The 24,962-nt window shown below is 37.2% G+C and carries 15 protein-coding genes; all 15 read left to right on the forward strand.

The features are described 5' to 3' along the window. Positions 1–40: 40 nt before the first annotated feature. The 15 genes from DW125_RS10810 (at position 41) to DW125_RS10880 (ending at position 24,941) form a co-directional block, all read left to right on the forward strand. Positions 41–1,468, forward strand: coding sequence for an LCP family protein (locus DW125_RS10810; RefSeq protein WP_117538128.1), 1,428 nt, complete (start codon positions 41–43; stop codon positions 1,466–1,468). Continuing rightward, a complete protein-coding gene (locus DW125_RS10815) occupies positions 1,465–3,675 on the forward strand; it encodes an SH3 domain-containing protein (RefSeq protein WP_117538129.1) in 2,211 nt (736 codons plus the stop codon). The genes DW125_RS10810 and DW125_RS10815 overlap by 4 nt, the downstream gene beginning before the upstream one ends. A 154-nt stretch (positions 3,676–3,829) precedes the next feature. Further along, positions 3,830–5,230: a sugar transferase gene (locus DW125_RS10820; RefSeq protein WP_021861638.1), complete on the forward strand. Its 1,401-nt coding sequence runs from the start codon at positions 3,830–3,832 to the stop codon at positions 5,228–5,230. Then, positions 5,214–6,341: a CDP-glycerol glycerophosphotransferase family protein gene (locus tag DW125_RS10825; RefSeq protein WP_021861637.1), complete on the forward strand. Its 1,128-nt coding sequence runs from the start codon at positions 5,214–5,216 to the stop codon at positions 6,339–6,341. Before DW125_RS10820 ends, DW125_RS10825 begins: the two co-directional genes overlap by 17 nt. Positions 6,342–6,355: 14 nt before the next feature. Beyond that, the gene (locus tag DW125_RS10830) at positions 6,356–7,399 is read left to right on the forward strand and encodes an NAD-dependent epimerase/dehydratase family protein (RefSeq protein WP_021861636.1); all 1,044 of its coding nucleotides are present in this window, start codon (positions 6,356–6,358) and stop codon (positions 7,397–7,399) included. Positions 7,400–7,448: 49 nt separating this feature from the next. Further along, positions 7,449–8,210: a 2-C-methyl-D-erythritol 4-phosphate cytidylyltransferase gene (gene ispD / locus DW125_RS10835; protein WP_021861635.1), complete on the forward strand. Its 762-nt coding sequence runs from the start codon at positions 7,449–7,451 to the stop codon at positions 8,208–8,210. 109 nt (positions 8,211–8,319) lie between these two features. Next, positions 8,320–9,126, forward strand: a complete 807-nt coding sequence (locus tag DW125_RS10840; RefSeq protein ID WP_021861634.1) for an ABC transporter permease — start codon at positions 8,320–8,322, stop codon at positions 9,124–9,126. Between the two features lie 21 nt (positions 9,127–9,147). Continuing rightward, positions 9,148–9,969, forward strand: a complete 822-nt coding sequence (locus tag DW125_RS10845) for an ABC transporter ATP-binding protein (protein ID WP_021861633.1) — start codon at positions 9,148–9,150, stop codon at positions 9,967–9,969. A 49-nt stretch (positions 9,970–10,018) separates the two neighbouring features. Next, positions 10,019–12,094 (forward strand): polysaccharide pyruvyl transferase family protein, encoded by a 2,076-nt coding sequence (locus DW125_RS10850; protein WP_117538130.1) that lies wholly within the window; start codon positions 10,019–10,021, stop codon positions 12,092–12,094. After that, on the forward strand, positions 12,087–13,754 hold the full coding sequence (locus tag DW125_RS10855) for a CDP-glycerol glycerophosphotransferase family protein (RefSeq protein ID WP_117538131.1): 1,668 nt from the start codon (positions 12,087–12,089) through the stop codon (positions 13,752–13,754). The genes DW125_RS10850 and DW125_RS10855 overlap by 8 nt, the downstream gene beginning before the upstream one ends. Positions 13,755–13,925: 171 nt before the next feature. Continuing rightward, complete coding sequence (locus DW125_RS10860; RefSeq protein ID WP_242992974.1) at positions 13,926–15,950, forward strand: L,D-transpeptidase family protein; 2,025 nt, start codon at positions 13,926–13,928, stop codon at positions 15,948–15,950. Between the two features lie 130 nt (positions 15,951–16,080). Beyond that, positions 16,081–18,921 carry a CDP-glycerol glycerophosphotransferase family protein gene (locus DW125_RS10865; RefSeq protein WP_242992975.1) on the forward strand — a complete coding sequence of 947 codons (2,841 nt, stop codon included), beginning with the start codon at positions 16,081–16,083 and terminating at the stop codon, positions 18,919–18,921. Between the two features lie 66 nt (positions 18,922–18,987). After that, positions 18,988–19,992, forward strand: a complete 1,005-nt coding sequence (locus tag DW125_RS10870) for an acyltransferase family protein (protein WP_158549917.1) — start codon at positions 18,988–18,990, stop codon at positions 19,990–19,992. 519 nt (positions 19,993–20,511) lie between these two features. Next, on the forward strand, positions 20,512–22,446 hold the full coding sequence (locus DW125_RS10875; RefSeq protein ID WP_147323699.1) for a hypothetical protein: 1,935 nt from the start codon (positions 20,512–20,514) through the stop codon (positions 22,444–22,446). Positions 22,447–22,736: 290 nt separating this feature from the next. Further along, positions 22,737–24,941 (forward strand): hypothetical protein, encoded by a 2,205-nt coding sequence (locus tag DW125_RS10880; RefSeq protein WP_117538134.1) that lies wholly within the window; start codon positions 22,737–22,739, stop codon positions 24,939–24,941. Positions 24,942–24,962: the final 21 nt, after the last annotated feature.

Below are 24,962 nucleotides of genomic sequence, written 5' to 3' on the forward strand. Positions count from 1 at the left end.
TTTTGTTAAGGAACTCGGATATACAGAAGGGAGATAAATAATGGCTAAGGATATAGATGAATTGTATAATGAATTAGATCATTTGCCAAATCAGGAACGAAAATACAAGAGAAGCAGGAAAGGATACAGTGAAGATCTGTATGATGATTTCTACAGTCAGGATCTGTATGATGAATATAGCAGACGGTCTGGAAAACAGAGATATTGCGATACGGATCCGTATACAACAGGACGGAGATACCGTGATGCAGATCCGTATACAGCAAGATCCGGTAATCAGAAGAGAAGAAAACGTAAAAAACGCCGGGATGACTGGAGACCGGTAAAGATTGGTGCAGTTTCTCATTTGTTGTGGATTCTGCAGGTTCTTGCTTCCATTGCAGCTTTTGGTTCCATGATTATTCTTGGAATTTTACCGGTGCCATATATGGTGGGATTTGCAGCGATATTGCTGATATTTGCATGTATCGTTAAGATTATGCAGATGCGGGCTGTGCGTTACGGGAAACGCAGAGTGAATGGCAGATGGAAAAAGAAATCAACCGGAAAATGGATTTCTCTTGTGACGGCGGCGTTGATGTGTATTCTCTGTTTTTATGGATTAAAAGTTAATTCGGCGCTGGATACGATCGCAATTGGTGAAGAAAGCGGTAAATACACGGAAGAAAAATCAATTGATGTAATACAAAAGCCGTTCAACGTTTATATCAGCGGTATTGATGTTTATGGTAATATTAATAAAAAGAGCCGTAGTGATGTGAATCTGATTGCAACTGTGAATCCGCAGACACATAAGATTCTTCTTACGACAACACCGAGGGATTATTATGTGACGATTCCGGGGGTGTCCGGAACACAAAAGGACAAGCTTACGCATGCAGGAGTATATGGAATCGACACATCGATTGCAACTTTGGAAAATCTATATGATATAGAGATTCCGTTTTTTGTACGTGTAAACTTTTCTTCGGTAGAAAATATCGTGGATATTATGGGAGGAGTAGATGTAGAATCCAAGCTGGCATTTACAACAGGAAAAGAATCCGGAACAGTAGTGGATGTAAAAAAAGGAACGAATCATTTTAATGGAAAGCAGGCGCTGGCGTTTGTAAGAGAACGACATGCCCTGGCAGCGGGAGATAATCAGAGGGGGAAAAACCAGCAGGCGCTTCTGACTGCACTGATTCATGAAGCGATGTCTCCGGAGATCGTCTTACATGCAAACAGTATAATCAACAGCGTGGCAGGAAGCGCAGATACGAATATGTCTGAGAATCAGATCAAGTCGCTGATCCGCATGCAGCTTGGCACAATGAAAGGCTGGGATGTTCAGTCTGTGGCGGCGGAAGGAGATTCCAGCGGAAAACAGTATTGCTATTCTTATAAAGGAAAAGCGTTATATGTAACTGTTCCATATGAAAGTTCTGTGTCAAAAATTAAAAAGAAAATGAGGAGGGCTTTGCAATGAAAAATAAGAAAATAAGGCAGATGTTTGCAATGACATTAACAGGTGTGATGCTGTGTACTTTGCCGGTCTGTGCGGCAGAGCCCGCAGAAAATACAGAAACGGCGGAAACTGCGGAAATGCAGAGCCCGGATTCGGCAAAGACGGAAACATCAGAAAAAACGGAAGAGCCTGCGAAGCAGGATGAAGAGACAAAAGAGCTGGTACAGGAGTATACAGGCTGGCTCAAGGAGAACAAAGCAAGAGCGGTGACAGGAACTTACAGCAGTGAACTGAAGAAATTTCCTGCTGATTATCAGAAGCTGCTTGCCACACTTCATAAAGCACATCCAAACTGGATGTTTATTGCGAAAAATACAGGGCAGGACTGGAATGAAGTCGTGGCTAAGGAAAGTATTTCTGGTGGAAAGAGCAGCACGAATAACAGTCTTCTGCCGAAGACAGCAGGAAGCCTTCTGCTCAGTAAAAAGAGTACAGATTATAATGCTTCTACAGGAGCCTACATAGGAAAGGATGGACCAAACTGGGTATCGGCAAGCAGACCGGCAGTTGCTTATTATGCAGATCCAAGGAATTTTCTGACGGATCGATATATTTTCATGTTTGAAGCGTTGAATTATAATTCCAAATATCATACATTGACTGGTGTGGAAAATATTTTAAAAGGGACAGATCTTTATAAAAAGAAGATCAGTTATCTGGACAAAAAAGGAAAAACATTTAATTTGAAACGGACGTATGGCGAGACGATTCTTGCTGCCGGTGCAAATGCGGGCGTCAGTCCACTGTTCCTGACATCCAAGATCCGGCAGGAGACAGGCGCTAAGCTGACAAATGGAAGTATTTCCGGCAAATATTCCTATGGCAGGAAATCTTACCGTGGATATTATAATTACTATAATATAGGTGCAGTGCCGGGAGGAGCTACCGGTTCAGCGGTTGCCAATGGTCTTATTTTTGCAAAGGGCGGATCGAGCGGGAAGAACACTTCCTATACAAGACCGTGGATGTCTCCGGTCAGTTCCATTACCGGAGGGGCGCAATGGATCGCAGAAAAATTCATCAAGCGCGGACAGAATACGATTTATTATGAACGCTTTAATACAATTGTAAAACCATATTACAGCCATCAGTATATGCAGAATCTGACGGGAGCGGCAGCGGAAGCAAATTCTACTTATAATACATATAACAATATGAATATTGTCAATGATGCTTATGTATTTTACATTCCGGTTTATAAAAATATGCCGTCACAGGGAGCGACCGTGACGATTTCCAAATCTGTGAAGAGTGGAACTGTTACAACGAATGTCACGCTACGCAAAGGCGTTTCGTCCAGTACGCCTTCACTTGGCACGATACCGAAAGGAAAGAAAGTGACAGTCAGTGGCGGAAAATATACGGACAAGAGTTTGGCGGTTTCCACGCAGGAGGCAAATCCGTACTGGATGAAAGTAACGTATGCCGGAAAGACAGGTTATGTATCCAGCCGTTATCTGCAGATGAATACGAACACGAAGATTGTGGCAGGCAATACAAAACAGCTTAGCGCAAAATCTTCAAAAGCAGGAAAGATTTATTATGAGACAAGTAATCCGGCAGTGGCAACTGTGAATGACAGTGGTAAAGTCACAGGAAAGAAAGCCGGAAAATGTATGATCTATGCAGTGACAAGTTCCGGAAAAGCAGTTGATGCTATTGGAATTGAAGTGACGAAAAAGAGCGGTTCTTCGAATGACAAACCAACGCCAAAACCAGATCCAAAGCCTGCACAGGCAAAAACATATTCAACATACCAAGCAACAACAAACGTTAACTACCGGACAGGAGCCGGAACAAAGTATGCGACGAAAGGAACACTGAAAAAAGGACAAAAGATCAATGTAGAAAACGGCTATTCCAAAAAGGCGGACGGTTATACGTGGTATCGCTTTAAGATGAACGGTAAAAAATATTATGTTGCTTCAAAATACCTGAAAAAGGTAACAGCGGCAAAGAAAACATATACAAAATATGTGACAACAACAAGTGTCAATTACCGGACAGGAGCCGGAACGAAGTATGCGACGAAGGGAACTTTGAAAAAAGGACAGAAGCTCAACGTAGAAAACGGCTATTCCAAAAAGGCAGATGGATATAAGTGGTATCGCTTTAAAATGAATAGCAAAAACTATTACATTGCGTCAAAGTATTTGAAAAAAGCATAAAAATATTTACATAAAAAAAGGAATGAAACGGCATCGTGTAATCCCATGGGAGAGCGCGGTGCCGTTTGTCGTGCCGATAAACCTTGAAATATCGTACATATTCGTATATAATGTTACAGGTATATTAAATATATGCGTATTTTGAGGTGGCTGAATGAAAAAACATTTGCATAAATTTGAGACAACATTGTGGTTATTTATAAAATTTATTTTCTATATATCTTTAATGATGGCGTTTGTCCGTATCATGGGAAGAGAGAGTATCGGACTGACCAGATTGTCCCGTACACTTGGAATTACTGTATCAACATTCGCGATTGTTGGATTGCTGTTCCTGTCTGTATACGGGAAATATGATGTGGGGCGCAGAAAGAGTAAGCCGATCATCTATTCACTGACACTTGCCGTGATCTGCACAGATATTGTTACTTATCTGCAGTTAATGATCATGAGAACCAATGTACCGAGCGTATGGCAATTCCGTCTGAACAGTCTGGGACTTTTAGGACTCGCTCTTTGTGTACAGCTTGTTCTCATTATCTTTTTTTCATATGCGGGAAACTGGTTGTTTTTCCTGATCCACAAGCCGGAACAGTGTTGCGTGATCACATCTTCACAGCGCAGGCTGGACGAGCTTGTATTTTCTATGCAAAAATTCAAAAAGCAATATCAGATTTCGTCTGTTGTGGATTATCGCAATCCGGATAAGCGAAAGTATATCAAAGAAGCGCAGACTGTATTCGTATATGATGTACCGGTAGAAGCGCGTACAGATATTATGCGCTGGTGCTATCAGTACAATGTGAATCTTTATTTCAATCCGGAGATCGAAGATATTATGGAACTGAATGCGGAACAATATGTGTTGAATGATGTATATCTGCTGAATAAGAATGTAAAAGCACTTACTATGGAGCAGAGAATTGTAAAACGGAGCATGGATATTGTTCTGTCGCTTGTGCTAGGAATTTTATCTTCCCCGTTCTGGATCCTTGGAAGTCTTGCAGTGAAACTTAATGATGGAGGGCCGGTTCTTTTTAAACAGGAGAGAGCGACCATTCACGGCAAGCGTTTTGAAGTGTATAAGCTTCGCACCATGAAGCCGAATAATGATAACCATTCCGTTACAAAGGATGATGACCGTATCACGAAGCCGGGCAAGTTTCTTCGCAGAACAAGAATTGATGAACTTCCACAGCTTTTAAATGTATTAAAAGGTGATATGACATTTGTTGGTCCGAGACCAGAGATGATTAAAAATGTAAAGGAATATACCGAAGAACTTCCGGAATTTGAGTACCGTCTCCGCATGAAAGCCGGTTTGACCGGGTATGCGCAGATCCGAGGCAAGTATAATACGACACCGAAAGATAAGCTGATCATGGATATGATGTATATTGAACAGTTCAGTATACTGAAAGATATCCAGCTTATTTTCCAGACGGCAATTGTATTACTGAAATCAGACAGTACAGAGGCGTTTGATAAGAACAACAAACACTGTCCGTATAAATTTGAAAAATGGAAAGAAAAAAAACATGGTAAAAATAATTAAAATAGGTACGGCAGGGCTGCAGCTTTTATATAATGGTATGAAATTATTGCCGACACAGAAAAAAATTGTCATGCTCAGCCGGCAGAGTAATGAGCCATCGGACGAATTCCGTATGGTGGAACATGAACTCTTAAAACAAAACAAAAGTGTTAAGGTTGTGTTGCTGTGTAAAACACTGGATGGGGGCGTGGATTCCAGCCTTTTCGGAAAGATTCGTTATGGTTTCCATATGCTGACGCAGATGTACCATCTTGCAACCGCACAGGTAGCGGTGCTGGATACTTACTGTATTCCGGTCAGCCTGCTAAAACATAAAAATTCGCTGACGGTTATCCAGATGTGGCATTCCATGGGAACAATGAAAAAGTTCGGCTATACAGCACTGGATACAGCAGAAGGCAGCAGACGCGAGATAGCCGAAGCAATGAAGATGCATCAGAATTATGATTATGTATTTGCGAGTGCAGATGCGTACAAGGATCATCTGGCAAAAGGATTCCGCTGTGAGATTGAAAAAATCGTCACTATGCCGCTTCCAAGACTGGATCTGCTAAACAGCAGGTCTTATCAGGAAAAGACAAAAGAGAAGATATATGCAAAATATCCGAAACTGAAAGAAAAGCCGGTGATTTTATACATTCCGACATTTCGGAAAGATGAGACAGCATTTGGTCCGGCACTTGAAAAATTGATTCATGCAGTCGATACAGACAGATATAATCTGGTTGTGAAATTACATCCGCTGTCGAAGATGAAGCTTCAGAATGAGACCATGAGCGCTGACGGATTTTCAAGTTTTGAGATGCTGTCCGTAGCAGATTATGTAGTCAGTGATTATTCCTGTATTATATACGAAGCAGCAGTACTCGGCATTCCGCTGTATTTCTATGATTTCGACATGGATTTTTATAAAAATGGCAGAGGACTTGCGATTGACTATGAAAACGAACTGCCGGGTGTGATATCCGAAGATGCAGCTGAGATCGTGCGTGCGATCGAAGAAGACTCTTATGATAAGAAAGCCTTAAAGCAGTTTGCAGATAAATATGTAACACCAACAGAACATGCAACAAAAGACATTGCAGATTTTATATTTCGATTTATTAAATAAACGGAGGAACGAAGATGAACAGAGTTTTAGAAGACGATTTAAAGACAATTATTGCAGAAGATCTTTCATGGGAGAAACTGAAAAATAAAACCGTAATGATTACCGGTGCAAGCGGTATGGTAGGTTCTTATATGTTATATGTACTCCTGATGCTCAACGATGAGAAGCATTATGGTATTAAAGTGGATGCTGTTATGAGAAATGTAAATAAACTTCCGGAAGAGATCAGAAACCGTGAAGATGTGAATGTTGTAGTAGCTGATGTGACAAAAGATATCCCGGATGTCGGAGATATTGATTATATTATCCATGCAGCAAGTCCGGCAAGTCCGCTTATTATGCAGAACCAGCCGGTGGAGACAATTGCCGCAAATACAATCGGAACATTTAAAACACTGGAACTTGCAAAAGAGAAAAATGCAGAAGGATATCTCTTTATTTCATCCAGAGAGATCTACGGACAGCCGGATGAAGGACAGGAATTCTTCTATGAGAATACTTACGGATTTGTAGACCAGTTGAATCCAAGATCCTGCTATTCCGAAGGAAAGAAAGCAGCAGAGACGATGTGCGTATGCTTCCATGAAGAGTATGGCTTGAATACAAAGATTGCCAGACTGGCACACACATACGGACCGGGAATGTCTATTTATGATGGACGTGTACAGGCAGATTTTCTGAAAAATGTATATCATAATGAAGACATTGTATTGAAGAGTGAAGGAACAGCAGTCAGAACTTATACTTATATTGCGGATGCTATCGCAGGTATGTACCGGATTCTGTTAGATTCGGAAGATATTGTATATAATATTGGTAATGAAGCAGGAAAAGTTTCCATCCGTGATCTGGCAGAGATTCTTGTAAGCATTTATCCGGAGAGAGGACTGAAACTTGTATTTGATATTCCGGAGGGCGGAACAAAGGGAACTGCGCCATATACACTGGGAATCTTAAGCAGTGAGAAGCTCAGAAAACTTGGATGGAACCCAAAGTATTCTGTAAAAGATGGATTCAAGAGAACTCTGGAATATCTGGAACTGGAAAACGTTGAATAGCTAATATAGAACAAAAAGAAAAACAACAGGTAAAATAAGGAGAAAAGACATGAGTAAAAATATTGCAATTGTATTCGCAGGTGGAGTGGGAGCCAGAATGGGTTCCGGACTTCCGAAACAGTTTATCGAAGTAAACGGAAAACCAATCATTATCCATACACTGGATATTTTTGAAGAGCATCCGGACATTGACGAGATTTACGTGGCATGTAAAGAAGAGTATATTCGCAAATTACAGAAGATGGTACAGCGCCATATGATCGACAAAGTGAAAAAAATCGTTCCGGGCGGCGCAACCGGACAGGATTCCATCTACAATGCATTACAGGCAGCAAGAGAGAACAATACACCGGATTCAATTGTACTCATCCATGATGGTGTACGTCCATGTATTTCAAAGGAAGTCATTGATGATGACCTGGCATGCGTAAAAGAACACGGAAATGCGATTACATGTACACCGTTATTTGAGACACCGGTCATCAGCGAGGATGGAAAAACAGTAGATGAAGTTCCACCGCGTTCCAAATTCTATACAGCCCAGGCACCACAGTGTTTTTATCTGGGTGATGTGCTGGAAGCACATGCACAGATGCGTATGAATAACCCGGGATATGAAGGCGTCGTAGATACATGCAGTATGATGAAAATGCTTGGAAAGAAGGTTTCACTTGTAGCCGGCCCAAGAGGTAATATTAAAGTTACAACGCCGGAAGATCTGTATACATTCCGCGCAATGATTCAATACAGAGAATCCGAACAGATTTTCGGATTTGCCAACAGAGAAGTTCCATCCGGATTAAAGAAATAAAGAAAGTTTTGACAAACGATACCTATTTGATTATAATAGGTGAGGTGTGCGTAAAAAGCACAGTGACATGAAAACGAAAATAGGGTCTAAATATCTAGGAGGAAAAACGGTGTTTACAAGTGTTAGATACGTGATAAGAGAGAATACGCAGAATATGTATCGTATTTTTTCTATCGCAAAATATGAGCTGCTGGCAGATATGCGTGACAGTAAGCTTGGATGGTTCTGGAATTTTGCCAATCCGGCGATTCAGGTAATGACTTATTGGTTTGTATTTGGTTATGTATTTAATAGAAAAAGCGTAGGGCATATTCCTTATTTGCTCTGGATGCTTGGCGGAATGGTTGTATGGTTTTTCATCAGCCCATGTATTACGGACGGATGTAATGCAGTCTTTAAAAAGATAGATGTAATTACGAAGATGAAGTTTCCGGTCAGTGTTCTGCCGATGACAGTTGTTTTACAGAAATTGTTTGATCATTTTTGCCTGATGATTATACTGATTGTAGTATTTGCATTATATGGTTATTATCCAACCTGGCACTGGATCGGGTTGATTTATTATCTGCTGTGTGCGATTATATTTGCAGTATCGCTTTCATTGACGACATCTGTATTAAATATGCTTGCACGTGACACGAGAAAACTGATTCTTGCATGCATGCGTCTGCTTTTGTATTTAACCCCTATTTTATGGGATATTGACAAATTAGGACATGGACGTTTGATGAAACTGATGACGTGTAATCCAATTTATTATGTAGTACAGGGATTCAGAGACTGCTTTTTCTACCACAAAGGTATTATGGCATATAGTTGGTCTATGGGATGGTTCTGGGGAATTACTTTAGTACTCTTCTTTTTTGGAAGCTATATGATGTATAAATTTAAAACACGTTTTATTGATCTGATCTAATTTACGAGGAGAATATAAGTGATGGGACAGCAGGATATTGCAATTGAATTTAAAAATGTATCAAAAATATATAAATTAAAACGAAAAGATAAAGAAGTAAAAAAGGATGAAAAGACACAGTTCTTCTATGCATTGAAGGACTTGTCTTTTCAGGTAAAAAAAGGACAGGTTCTCGGTATACTGGGAACGAACGGTTCCGGAAAATCTACAATGGCACTTGTTTTATCCGGAATTGCATCTCCGGATGAAGGAGAGATCATTGTCAATGGTGAACAGGCACTGGTCGCCATTAATACAGGACTTAATAAGCAGCTTACAGGTCTGGAAAATATAGAACTGAAAGGTGCTTTGCTTGGTTTATCAAAAAAAAGAGTGCAGGAAATTGTAGATGGAGTAATTGAATTCGCGGAGATTGGAGATTTCTTATACCAGCCTGTCAAGAAATATTCCAGTGGTATGAAATCCAGACTTGGATTTTCAATTAACCTTTGTCTGAATCCAGAGATTATGATTATAGACGAAGCATTGTCTGTTGGTGATAAATCTTTTGCTAAAAAATGTCTGGATCGTATGCAGGAATTAAAAGAAGATGGAAAGACAATTGTATTTATTTCACATTCACTTCCACAAGTGCAGGAATTTTGTGATTCAGCAATGTGGTTGGAAGGTGGAAAAATGAGAGAATATGGTGACATTGACACAGTGTGTGAACATTATGCTGAATACATTGAAACTTATAATACACTTACAAAGGCACAAAAAAAAGCAGAGCGAGATGAAAAGTTTAAGGAACGTATTATAAAAGACAGAAAGCCAGGATTATTTGACAGACTTTTTGGGTAATTTTATCTGTGTTATTTACATGGAAAATGGAGTGTAGGAGTAGGAAGAAATGAAGATAGGTATTATTTCGATTAATATGTTCTCGAAGGGATTAAATTTTGCTTGCCCTTTGCATAATTTTGCTTTTCAGCAGTTTTTGTTAAAAAATAAAATTGATAATACAATTATCAGTTATACACCTGTATATTTTAATGATTTTAATCTCAGACATCCATATGAGTATTATAAAAAAATATGCGATAATATGGAAAAAAACGGAAAAAAAGAATTGGATCCGGATAATTGGCAGCGTTTTACTGAATTAAGGGACGAATATCAGGCGCTATATAATGAACGTGAAAGAAGATATGATAAATTTCAGAATTTTATTGATACCAATTATATTAAAACAGATAAAATTTATGATGCAGATTTGTTAGAAGTGGAAGATCCGGGATTTGATTGTTATATCTGCTGTACAGATGTTATCTGGAAGAAAGAGCCGGGTTTTGGTTTTGATCGCGGTTTCTTTTTGGCGTGTTCTTCTTTGGAAAATAAATGGAAAATCTCCTATGCGGCGAGCAGAGGTGTATATCATAGTGAAAATGAAGAGGATGAAAAGACATTTCTTCATTATATTGACGACATTGATGCTGTTTCCGTCCGTGAAAAATTTCTGGCAGAATATTTAAGAAAGAATATAAGCCAGGATGTTACGGAAGTGCTGGATCCAGTACTGTTACATGAAAAAGAATTTTATTATGATTTTATGAAAAAACCGGAAGAAGAACATTATTTGTTCTTATATTATGTACAGGAAAAAGCAGAGGCTACGATTGAACAGGCTGTAAAATATGCCAGAGCACATAATTTAAAGATTGTCGAAATTACAGATCGTCCAATTAAAGGCGGACGTCTTCAGCAGTATACTGATGTAGAAGTTATTTATAATTATGACATGGGAATTGAAGAATGGCTGGGGTACATCCGCTATGCAGATGCCGTGTTTACAAATTCATTCCATTGCTGTTGTTTTAGTATTTTGTTTGAGAAAGAACTTTTCGTTGGCTTTCGTATGGGAGATAAAGTTACGCATGTATTAGAAATGTTTGACATGTTAGAACGTAAATTTGAAAGGGAAAGTGATTTGATTAATAATCCACTGCCTAAGACAGATTACGAAAAAGTAAAAAAAATCATGGCTGAAAAGAGAAAAGAATCATCTGAATTTATTTTAAATGCAATTCATGCGATGGAGAATAAAGAAAAGCAAAAAAAAGATTATGGATGGTGGAAGCGCAGACAAACATATCCAATTCATTATAACAGCGGCGTAAAAGATGAAGTAAAAGTTGGTACATTTGCTTCGGTACCGGGAGAAACCAGGAGATTTTCTTCGGGAAGTACAGAATTTACTCCTGAAAGATATGCAGAGAATGATGGAATGTTTAAATTACTTTTCAATGGATTCGGATATCATAATCACGTTCCGGCAGGATGGAGGATTCGTTTCCGAATAGGAAAACGCTGGTATTGGTACTTAGAAGATCATACGTATGTTGAAAGAACGGAATATAGTGAAAATAATGAAAAATATAGTCCATTAAAAATTTTCAGAGAAGGTGAACGGATTCCGTTTATCCCACTTAATGGAATAAAGGGAATTGTAGCAGAGGCAATCTGGGAAGAAGGAATGAATTCTTTTGATGTTGTTTATAACGGAGGCAGGAAATCCCGAAAATTACAATATCAGTTCGATGAGTCAAAAGGAACAGTATTTACCAGAAATGATCTTTCTGTTGAATATCGAATGTCAGAAGCAGGCATTAATGATGGTACATCAGAACTCCTTAATGAACATTATTCTATCCCACATTATAAATGTTTAGGTAGAAAGATGCGGATAAAGGATAATGATAAATGGTATTGGTACATGGCAGATGGTTCTTTAAAATTAATTGAGCCAGGAACGCCGGAAACAGGTGAGCGTTATATATTTAAAGAAGAGTCAAAGATTCCATACATTCCGGCAGGAAATGTAAGTGTTGTTGTATTTGAATCTATCTGGCAACCGTCTGTTTCAGCAAAATGCTGGCATAAAGTTAAGAAGCTGGTTCGTCCTGCGAAAGGAAAAGAAAATGAATAAGCCAGATGTATTTTTTGAAATTTGTAATTTAAAATGGGAAAGAATTTTCCTGTCACTTGAAGTGCGGACAAATTGTAAGGATAATGCTACATTCAGTTTGGAAAGAATTGGAAAAATTATACATGAAGAACAGGAAGGCACAGAGAGTGTCCGTGCGGAGATTCTGGAAAAAATCCCGGTTTCCTATGAAAAGAAAGAGAATGGATGTTATTATTTTTTCTTGAATATTTCCGCGATGAATGACAATGCATTTCTCAATAATGGAAAATGGAGAATCGTGGCGCATACAGCAGATAGTGATTATGTATGTGTTACGTCTCATAAAACGGGGTATCTTTTAGACGATTATTCGAGAATATTCCGTTATGGAAAGGGAAAGTATGCATACAATATTTCTTTCAGCTCTTTGGAGGACGAAAAGAATTTCTGGTTTTTGATGAATTCTTATTTTATGATACAGAATCAGCATTGGAAAACCCGCCGTTATGTGCAGGAAGCGATGACTTTAAAGGGTAAATTCAAGCGTTTGAATATGTATACTGCGATTGTTCTGATGCGGGCATTTTACGTTGTATGGTCGCATATCTTTCCAAAGCGTGGAAAAAATATTCTGTTGATGAGTGAAACGAAAGATTATTTGTGGGGCAACCTGAAGTCAATAGATGAAAGGCTGCATGCAAGAGGACTGGATAAGCAATTTCATATTTCGTATTCATTCAGAAGAGCTGTTGGATCCCATATGAGCATACTTAGCTGGGCAGGGCTGATATTCAAGATTGCAAAGCAGGATTATATTTTTGTTGATGATTATGTACCGGTATTCGGATTCTTGGAATTGTGTAAGAAGACGAAGCTGATTCAGGTATGGCATGCTGGAGTAGGTTTCAAATCAGTCGGATACAGCCGTTTTGGAAAGAGCGGTACGCCGTTTCCGGCAGGTTCCTGCCATAAGCAATATGATTATGTACTGGTAGGTGCTCCAAAACTGGTTGAGGTATATGCGGAGGTATTTGGACTTCCGGAAAATCGTTTTCTTCCGGTTGGAATGCCGAGGCTGGACGGATTTTTAGATGAAAATAAAATCCAGAATTTCAAAAATGAATTTTATAAAGAATATCCAAATCTGCAGAGTAAGAAAATTATTCTGTTTGCACCGACATATCGTGGCGACGGACAGAAAACAGCAAATTATAATTATGACTGGCTGGATTTGAAAGAGATTTATGATTTTTGTGGAGAAGAATATGTATTTTTAGTAAAGATGCACCCGTTTGTAGATGATCCGATTCAGATTCCGCAGGAATATCAGAACCGAATCATGGATTTTGCATCTTATCCGAATATTAACGATCTGTATTATGTGACGGAGATTCTGATCACAGATTATTCTTCGAACTATTTTGAATATTCTTTAATGGAGCGCCCGATTTTGTTTTACACACCGGACAGAGAAGTTTATGAATTGTCACGCGGTGTGCACAGAAGTGTAAAGGAATGCGCACCTGGAAAAGTGTGTGATACATTTGAAGAAATGATGCGTGCACTTCGAAATAAGGATTATGAGATTGAAAAGGTACATCAGTTTGTAAAAGATAACTATGATGAATATGACGGTCATGCGGCAGATAAGGCAATTGATGCTATCTTATTAAAAAAGTAGAAAAAGAAAAGTAGAAAAAGAAATGACAGAGGACTGAAACCAAAAATCCTTTGTCATTTTTGATTTTCTAATGTATCTTAATATATAATTCATAAAGTTGGTGTGGAATACAGATGAGATTATGGTATAATTATAGTAATGTGCATAAATTATTAAAAAGGAGAAGAAAAGATGCAGATGAAAAAACAATTAAAACGTATTTTAGCGTTTGTTATGGTGTTCACTTTCATAGTGTCTACACAGGTACACGCCGCAGATGGCGAAAGTAGCGCACTGATGGATATCAAATCTGATGGATATGAGATTCAGATTGCTGATTCCGCCAGTATCACATATACTGGTAAAGAAGTCACACCGGCGATTAAAGTTGTGAGAACAGATGAATCAAAAGAAGAAACAGTTCTTGATGAGAACAAATATGAGACTACATATTCTGATAATGTGAATGCAGGAACTGCCAAAGTTACTGTAAAGGGAAAGGAAAATGAAGGCGTTACCGGAGAATTAACAAAAGAATTTACAATTTCTCCGGCATCTTTGAAAGATGCAGCGGTTACAGTGGCAAACAAGTCAGCTACATACACAGGAACAGCCGTGAAGCCTGCAGTTACAGTAGAACTTGGTGGTAAAGTGTTAAAAGAAAATACCGATTATAAAGTGTCTTATGCGAATAATAAGAATGTCGGAACTGCGGAGATAACCGTAACCGGAATCGGTAATTATACAGATACTGCCAAAGCGACATTTTCGATTGTAGTTGGAACTTCTGATATCAAGACAAGTTCTGTATACAATAAGGTTAGTCTTTCGTGGGGAAAGGTTACAGGAGCTTCCGGATACAAAATCTACCGCAGTACATCAAAAGACAGTGGATATAAAGCAATAAAAACAGTTAAATCCGGAGCAACAGTAAATTATAATGATACGAAGGTTACTTTTAATCAGACGTATTATTATAAAGTGCGTGCATATCGTAGAGTTGGAGATAAAGCAGTATTTGGAGAGTATTCACCAGTTTCGAAGCAGAAAGTAAAAGTAGGAACTTCTTCAGTAAAGCGTACTGCATCTGCATCTACGACATCTTACAATGCAGTTACTGTAAAGTGGAGTAAAGTCAATGGTGCAAATGGCTATAAAGTATATAGAAGTACATCTGTAAATGGAACTTACAAGGCATTAAAAGTTATAGCAAATGCAACCTCATATACAGATAAGACAACAACATGTGGAACTACTTATTACTATAAGGTGCGTGCATATCGTCTTTCAGGCAAGACAAAATGTTACGGTGATTTATCAAAAGCAAAATCCGGTCGTGCACTTCCGGGAACAACAACGATTAAGGCAAGTTCTGAGTGCTTTCAGACAAAGGTTAATTTAAAGTGGGTAAAAGTATATGGCGCGAGTGGATATGAGATTTACAGATCTACGTCAAAATCAGGGAAATATACACTTGTAAAGAATATTAAAAGTGGACGTACTGTAAAATGGACTAATTCGGGCCTGAAAAAAGGACAGTATTATTACTATAAGATTCGTGCATATCGTACAGTAGATGGCAAGAAATTATATGGCGGATATTCTAATCGTTTCCGTAAAGGAACGGCAGGATGGAAATATATAAACGGATTAAAATTATATTATGATGCGCAGGGAAAACTTGTAAAAGATGTCAGCAAGATTATCGGAAAGCAGTCCTCTTATGTGATCAAAGTTAATAAAAAGATGAATGTTGTTACTGTTTATGCAAAAGACGGAGATAACGGCTATATTATTCCGGTAAAATCATTTGTATGTTCAGGCGGTGCGGCAACACCGGTAGGTACATTCTATACACCGGCAAAATATCGCTGGCAGACATTGATGGGACCATGCTATGGACAGTGGTGTACAAGAATTCATGGCGGTGTATTATTCCATTCTGTGTTCTACAGTACAAGAAGCAATTCTACATTAAGTGTGAATGCTTATAATAAACTGGGAACAACCTGTTCGCATGGATGTGTAAGATTAAGAGCGGGAGATGCAAAATGGATTTATGATAACTGCCGGTTGAGAACAAAGGTAATTATTTATAACAGCTCTTCGGTTGGTCCGTTTGGAAAACCGAAAGCAGCAAAACTTGCATCATGGCATACATGGGATCCGACAGATCCGACAGCAAGAAGCAAATGTAAAGCTCGTGGATGCCACTAAAAGAATCAAAGAAGAATATGAAAATGGCTACAGACTATTGAAAGTTTGTAGCCATTTATATTATAATACAAAAGTATGTGCAGAATCATTTCTAATGAGAAATAATTATAGAAATAACAGGAGATGCTTTATGAACGAAATAAGATATGAAATAATTATCACATTTCTTGAAAATGCAGATAAATTAAAGAAAACGGTACAAAGCTGTGAAAATCAGATATTAGAGAATGACAGAATTATAATTGTTGGAATCGGTAATCTGGAACAGATAAAATCATTAAAAGAGATTAAGAAATATAAAAAACAGATTACATTCAAACAGGCAGCCACCGTTGCGGATGCTTATAATGAATGTGTGAGAGAAAGTGAGTCACAGTATACAATTTTTATGAAAGAAGGAGACTGGCTGGGTGAAGGGTTTCTGAAACATGCAGCCAGTGTGATGGAAGATGAAAAAGAACAGCAGATAGAAGAACCGGAAGCGGAATCAGAGTCACAAATTGAATCAGAGGATGAACATGAGGAAGAACATAAGACGAAAGGTGTAGTATTACAGAGCGAAATCATGAATCCGGGAGAAGTATCTGTTCTGCTCCCTGTACAGTATTGTGATAATCTGCTGGTTTCTGAAAAGCCTAAAAAACATATTTTAAGTAAAAAAGTAATTAAAGGAACTTATGGAGTAGATATTACAAAGAATTACTGGGCACTGCAAACTGCTTTGCCAGGTGCGGTAATACGGACAGCATGTTTAAAAACATATACCTTTAATACTGAAATCATGTTTGAATATGACACGGATGTGTTGCTGCGCATTTTGAATAATGAAAAAAAATATCTGGTAACAGACAGGGCAGAGTATTATTATTTTGATCCGAAGGAAAATCAGGTATTATATCACATCCCTGCGCATTATTCACAGTGGTATGAAGAATCCGCAGAAAAATATTTATTGCCACTATTAAGGGATTCGGAAGATAGCCTGTTTATACAAAATTATGCGGTATATTATGTTCTGAACCGTTTCTTATGTAATCTTGATAATCGCAATAAAAAACAGCTTCTTGGAAAGAAGTTTGATAAATACTTAGAGGTAGTAAAAGAAATTTTCGGATTTGTTGATGATTATTATCTTACGAATCAGGACCTGCATAAGTATTTATCGAAGAATCCGCAGATTTTATGTATGTTCCTTCGAATCAAATATGGAATTGATAATGTGAAATATGAGTATCGACAGGAGATTGATCCGGAGACAGAGGAAAAGGATCTTGTGATGTACTTTAATGGAAATCGTATTTCTTCTGTGAACAGTCATTATTTTTCAATCGGAATGATGAATTATGTAGATGGAAAAGTCTGGCTGGATGGTTCTCTGATCAGCATATTTGCGCAGGGTGGAATTGATTTTTATGCTGAATTTAACGGAAAGATGATAAAGGTAGAGGATACAGATTCTTATTCTCTTACAAAATATTTTGGAGTTCCGGCATACAGAAGAATTACATATCATCTGGAACTGCCGTTAGATCCAAAGAAGAAAAATCAGGCAGTACGGTTTTATGCAAAAGATAAAAATGACAAATATCAGTTGAGAATTACATTTTCGGATCACTGGGCGAAATTAAGTAAAATACCAAGATATTCCTACTGGCATTTTAATAAATATTTATGTCATCATGCAGAAAATTCGATTGTATTTAAAAAAGCAAATATTGCTAATGTTTTGAAAAGAGAGATACAGTTCCAGTTGAATCTGCTGAAGATCAATTCTAAATACAGCCGTCATGCACTGGCACTCCGGTGGTTATACTGGATTACAAGACCATATTTTAAAAAGAAAAAAATCTGGTTGATGTTAGACAAATTATACAAAGGAGGAGACAGTTGCGAATATCTGTACCGCTATTCGGCAAAATTAGAAGATGGTGTTACAAGATATTATGTAATTGATAAGAAAACGCCAGATTATAAAAAATTGAAAAAAGACGGATATAAGCCATTGGCAACAAATTCGCTGATGCATCAGCTTGCATTTTTAAATGCAGATCTTGTATTGATCACAAATTCACATTTGTTCCCGTTTAATGGATTCCGTAAAGAAAAGTCCAAATATTTCAGAGGACTTTGCAATTTTTCATCTATGTGTCTGCAGCACGGATTATCTGTGCAGAAGTGTGCAATGGCACAGAGAAGGATTATTGATAATACGACAGGATATTTCCTGGCATCGAAATATGAATATGAAAATCTCTCCAAACATGCATATGGATATCAGAATTTTGATGTGTTGAAATTAACAGGAATCGGACGATATGATGGATTGATCAGTAATGATCAGAAACAGATTTTGCTTTCACCAACCTGGAGAATGTACAATGCACTTCCGGTAACAACGAGTGAAGGTGATCAGAGGGGATATAATCCGGAGTTTAAAAACTCTACATATTATCAGGTGTATAATAATCTGATCAATCATAAACGATTGATTGACTGTGCAAAGAAGACTGGATATAAGATTAAATTCTTACTGCATCCGATTTTGAGTTCACAGGCAGATGATTTTACACCGAATGAAGAAGTAGAAGTAATTCCATCTGTTGGAGATTTAAGCTATGAAAAGATATTGACAGAATCTAGTTTGATGGTTACGGATTATTCAGGAGTTCAGTTTGATTTCGCTTACATGAGAAAGCCGATTGTTTATTTCCACCCGGAAGAACTGCCACCACATTACGAAGATGGAATCTTCTTCTACGATACAATGGGATTCGGTGAGATTTGCACGAAGACAGAACAGCTTGTGGATCTGCTGTGTGAATATATGCAAAACAATTGTGTTATGAAAGAAAAGTATGTAAAGCGCGCAGATGATTTCTTTGTATATAAAGATCATAATAACTGTAAGAGAATTTACAAAGAGATAATGAAGAGTCAGAAACAGATTGATATAGACAAAATGCGAAAGTAACAGGTGTGTATTATGAAAAAACATTATTTTGCATATGAAATGTTCTCGAAATACAGGGGAGCAATTATGGGAATACAGATTTTATTGATTGTGTTTTTCCATTTTACAGAAGATTGCAAGGGATATAACGTCAGATATTCTGGTATAGTTTACTGGTTTTATAATTATGTTAAAAGTTCCGGAGTAGATATATTTCTTCTGGTATCAGGTTTAGGACTTTATTATTCCTGGAAGAAGAGGGCAGAGCTGAAATCGTTTTATCAGAGGAGATTTGTAAAAATACTGATTCCATATTTTCTGGTTGCGGTACCGGCATGGATATGGCTGGATCTGATTGAAGAACATAATGGATTAGTACAGATGTTTTCGGATCTATTTTTTCTTACATTCTTTGTTGGAGAAAATAAATGGTTCTGGTATATATTATTATGTGGTTTTTGTTACCTTATTTTTCCATATATATTCGATGTGATTGAGAAAGTCCGGGATCATACAGAAGCAAAGATGCGTGTACTTGTATTGTGCCTGACAGCTACAATTGTTACAATGATGCTGCAATTGTATGCAAAAGATCTGTATATGAATATCAGTATTGCAACAAAGAGGGTTCCGGCATTTATAATCGGTGTATATATTGGAAAATTAGCCTGGGAAAAGAAGGGAAAACCCATATGGAGCGTCTGGTTACAGCTGATACTTTTATGTTGGATGATGATTCCATTGCAGCTATATAACAAAAAGATAATGGGAGTATATTTACTTGCATTGATGAATTTGACAATCTGCGAGATTCTAATGTTGCTCTTTGAATGGACAGAGAATAAATCTTCTGTGATTTTAAAGTTGAGAAATGGTATTTTGGCAATATTAAACTGGTTTGGTAAATATACGATAGAGATTTATTTGATACATGTTGCATTCAGAAAAGTATTTAAGACTTTGGATTATCCTACATATCGATTAAAATATGAAGGAAGTATGCTTTTAATTTCATTTGTTCTTGCAGTTGCCTTGAAGTATTTGGATCTTTTCATGGAGAAAAGAGTACTTCTGAGTTTACAAAAAAAATAGCTTGAGAATTACGAAAGACTTTTTGACGAAAATTAATTGTCCAAAAAGTCTTTTTTGTCATAGCATCCGGAGGAAGCTGCCATTGGCAGGTTCTGTAGGTTATAACCACAAAATGAGAATAAAAATATGTTAGAATATACTAACAGAAAATATTATTCTTAATATTTTCTGAAAATCAAAAAATATATAGAGGGTTTGTGTTAAAATGCTACAATGGATGTTTTAGGAGAAAGGAAAAGTGGAATGAGTAATTATAAAAAAATATTTTGTATGAGTGTTTATAAAATAATTACGATTATAACATTTTGCGTGTTGTTGATGATAGGGAGTGGAACGATTTTTCATGCTCATAACAGTGTGTTTATGTCTGTTTTACAGCCAGCGGTAAGGATAGCATTTTTAATAATATTAATTTTGACGGTTATAGGCAGTTATGTTTTATTGTTTCGTTTTTTTCAAAATGCTTCAAAAAAGTCAATTATAATAGCTACGCTGGTAATTGTATTCATGATGTTACTTGTGTATGGAATAATTCTGTATAATATTCAGCCATTTGCTTCATCGGATGCTTATAATGTACAGGATCTTGCACTTTATTTGGCGAAGACCGGGAAACACCGAGTGTCTGCGGATGCGCCTCATGCAATGGAATATTTTGGATATTATGCTAATAATTATTTTTTAACAATTTTATTAGCAAAATATTTCAGGATTTTGTTGTGGCTTGGAATTCAGGATATATATATTCCATTATATATATTAACAATTGGAGGGATGCTTGTTGGAACAATGTTCTTGTATTTGACAGGAGTATATGTGAAGGGAATTCGTGGTGGAGCAGAGATTTTGGCACTTTGTGCAGGTAATCCACTATATTATATATTGCCGCTGTGGGCATATACAAATGCACTTTCAGTACCATTTACTGCTGCTACAGTATACTTTGCTATTCGTCTGTTGCATGAAAAGGGAAGAAAGGGCAGAGGTATATCTGCAGCTTTATTTGCAGGAAGTCTTGCAGTTGGATATTATATACGACCGACCGTTGTGATACCGGCTATTGCTTTTTTAATATGCCTTATTGTAGAGCTGATTGCAGGAAAACGTCAGTGGAAAGAGGTAGGAGAATGTGTTGGAATTGTAATCGTGGTTTCAGCGATTACAATAGGTGGAATTTCAAAGATAAATCACAGATATTTTTCGGAGGTATCTGATCAGAATATTCCAATTACACACTGGATGATGATGGCATCTCATGGAACTGGTGAACTTGATATTGCAGATTATAAATATACGATACAGTTTCCGTCAAAAGAGGAGAAACAGAAGGCTGATTTAAAGCGGTTAAAAGAGAATTATGAAGCATATTCGCTATCGGAGCTGTTTGATTTTATAAATAAAAAATTAGATATTTCCTGGTGCTATGCTGATGGAAATGATCTTTTGGAAAAGGTTTCACAGAACCGGAAAAATACAGTTATTTACAACTGGATTCTTGGAAGTAAATCGGATTTATTCCGAACATATTGTTATGCTTTTCGTATTGCGAATATAGGGATGGTTCTGCTTGTATTATGGAAGATGCTGAAAAAAAGAAATCAGGATGTAAATCAGGTGTTTTATACATTATCATTTTTAGGTGGCGTATGTTTTTACAGTATATGGGAAATAAAAGCGTCTTATGGAATGCCATTTCTTATGTTTCTTTTGCTCCTTGGAAGTTATGGAATGGAATATTTAGCAGAGCAGATGAAAGAAAAAAAGAAAAAATGTATTTGTATAAATGAGGGAGGCAAAAACTTCTGGCAGAAAACAACAATAATTATATTTATCGTGAGTGTTTCAGTAATGATGTATGCAGAAATCAGTCAGTCTGTAACGGTACATAAAGAATGGGAAGTCCATTGTGCAGATATAGGATCTGTAAGAAAAATAAAAGGATATCAGAAACGATTTCGTCTGGAGCAGATTTTTTATGCGGACAGACCATATAACAGAATCGTTCTCATGGCTGGCGCAAAGGGAAAAGCCAAAGAGAATAATGCAAGTATATATGTGAAATTGACGGACACTTCCGGAAAATTGTTATATCGTGGAGAAATTGCAGCAAAAAATCTTTCCAGGCAGCAGGAAGTTGTATTAAAAATTCCGAAAGTTTTACCAGAAGGTAAAAGAAAATATAAATTAACAATATGGAAGAAAAGTGAGTACGCAGGAAATTTAAATATCTGGAAACGGAAAGAAGGTGTGCTCCATAGCTATAAAGGAGTAATGAAAATTTCCGGCGATAAAATGAAGTCAAAGCTGTATCTGGGTGTTTATCTGGAAAAGCAGGAAGCATGGTGTTCTGGAAGAACGGCTTTTGTTATATGCTTATGTTTTTGCGTGCTTGCATCTATGGTATTTTTGTGTTGCCCGGAAGCATGCCTGAATAAAGTGAAAGAAAACGGATAATGTTAAATGATTTGGGAGAAAAAGATTATGTCTGGAAACCGACATATAAATTAGAAAAATCTGAACATCCAAATGGATTGAGTTATTATAATTCATATATTTATTTAGATATTACTATTAATGTAATAAAAAGGGAACGGAACGATTAAGTCGCTCCCTTTTCCACAATTTCTGAAGATAATATTAAGAATTGTTGAAGCTTTACAGAAGATGGACATATAAATGGAAAAAGTGTGCTAGACTACGAAAAGAACAAATCATAGAGGTATAAAATACGAGAGTAGAAAGATATGCATACTTTTAGAATGAAATTACAATTGAATCTATATAAAGCCGTTATGGCATTGACTTTATTTTTTATTGTATTTATAGAAGCAGGGACAATCGTGACAGCACAAAGCCAGGTGTTTGCAGATATTTTGTCACCGGTAATGCGGTTGCTGCTTCCAATTCTTATTGCATTGTTGCTTGGCAGTTCTCTGCTCATCCTTTTCAGATGTTTGGACAAGATGGGAAAAAAGGGACTCTGGATATACACGGGTATATTATTTGTGATATTATTAGCTGGTTTCGGAGTTATTCTTAGTAATTTTCTTCCATTTTCGTCTACAGATGCATATAACATGCAGGATATGGCAATGTATCTCGCAAAGACAGGAGAAAAGCCGATTTCTGATACAGCACCGCATGCATCTTATTTCGGAATGTTTTCCAATAATTATTTCCTGACTGTTATATTTGCAAAATTTATCAATATGTTGTCCCGTGCCGGTATCACAGAAGTACAGTTTGCTCTGTTAGCTTTATCTGTGGCAGGAATGATTATTGCGACAATATTTTTATATTTGACAGGAATTCGTATCGGAGGTTTAAAAGGCGGAGCGAAAATTCTGACATTATGTGTGTTGAATCCGATTTATTATATTTTGCCAATGTGGATATATACCTGCTCATTTTCCATCCCTTTTACGGCGGCAGTAATCTATTTCGGAGTCAGACTTTTGAAAGAAGAGTCATGGAAAGACAGAGTTATTTCTGCAATATTGTTTGCTGTATTCGGAATAACCGGTTATTATATCCGTCCAACGGTAGTGATCCCGATGATTGCATTTGTTTTCTGTTATATTTTGGATCAGCTTATTGGAAAAAAGAAAATAAAAGAAAGTATACAGAGCTTTGGAATCGTACTGCTTATAGGAATTGTAGTTTCGCATGGCATATCGGGATTAAACCAGTCGTATTTTGAAACAGTCTCAGCACAGAATTATCCAATTACACATTGGTTAATGATGGCGTCACATGGAGACGGAGAGCACAATAAAGAAGATTATGCTTATACACATCAGTTCAGGACAAAAGAAGAGAAAACACAGGCGACAGTTGACCGGATGATAAAAAATTATAAAAGTTACAGTTTCAGTGAACTGATGGCTTTTGAACAGAAGAAACTTATGGTTTCGTGGTGTTATGCGGATGGAGGAGACCTGATAGAAAAAATTTCGCAGGATCAGAAGAATACACCGCTGTACACATGGATATTAGGAAGCAGATTCGATCTGTTCCGGGCATACTGCTATGGATTCAGGATCTCTAATATGGCTTTTCTGTGTCTGGCATTATGGAGACTGCTGAAAAGGAAAAAAGAAGATATCCTTCAGGTATTCTGGGCAGTATCTATATTAGGTGGAATTCTTTTTTATTGTATCTGGGAAATAAAAAGCTCTTACGGTATGCCATTTGTGATGCTGTTTCTATTATTGGGAATGGCAGGGATTGATGAGAGTAAGGAAAAGTTATTTCAGAAAAGGAATGAGAAATATGCATATAAATGTGGCTGGACAGAACTGGTGCTTCTTGTGTGTGTGATCTGTATCTGCCTTGTAAGTGGAGAACAGATGAGAAAATCTAAAATTCCTGTGTATCAGTGGAGTGTGCACTGTATTAATGGAACATCTGCAAAGAAGATGGAAGATGTAGGAAAAACAGTCCATATAAATCAGAAGTTTGAGGCATTACATTCATTTAACAGAATTGGATTGATCGTAAGTGCCGGAGACCGTGCAAAAGAGTTTAATGATATTTTGCAGGTACAATTAACAGATGAGAAGGGAAACCGGATTTACCGAGGAAAAATACAGGCTGATAAGGTGGGAGAGCATGGAAGTGTCATACTTAAATTTCCAAAAGTAACACCAACAAAAGAGAATAAGGATTATCATTTACGAATCTGGAATAAAAAACCTCATAAAGGCAAATTACGGGTGTGGTATAGAAAAGAGTTTTATATGCACAGTTATAAAGGAAAATTGGAAGTAGATGGAAGGAATCATTTTGAAAATTTGTATCTGCAAGTGTATAAAGAGACAAAAGAGCCGTGGTGTGACAAAAAACAGATGCTGGTAATAGCAGGAATCTTTTTACTGTGGACAGCAATTGTTCTGGTAATAATACCAAAAAAACGCTGCAATGAAAATGTTGAGAGAGGAGAGCGATAGCAGATGAAGGCAGAAACAAAT

The organism is Dorea sp. AM10-31 (assembly GCF_003435815.1).
GTDB lineage: Bacteria > Bacillota > Clostridia > Lachnospirales > Lachnospiraceae > Dorea_D > Dorea_D hominis.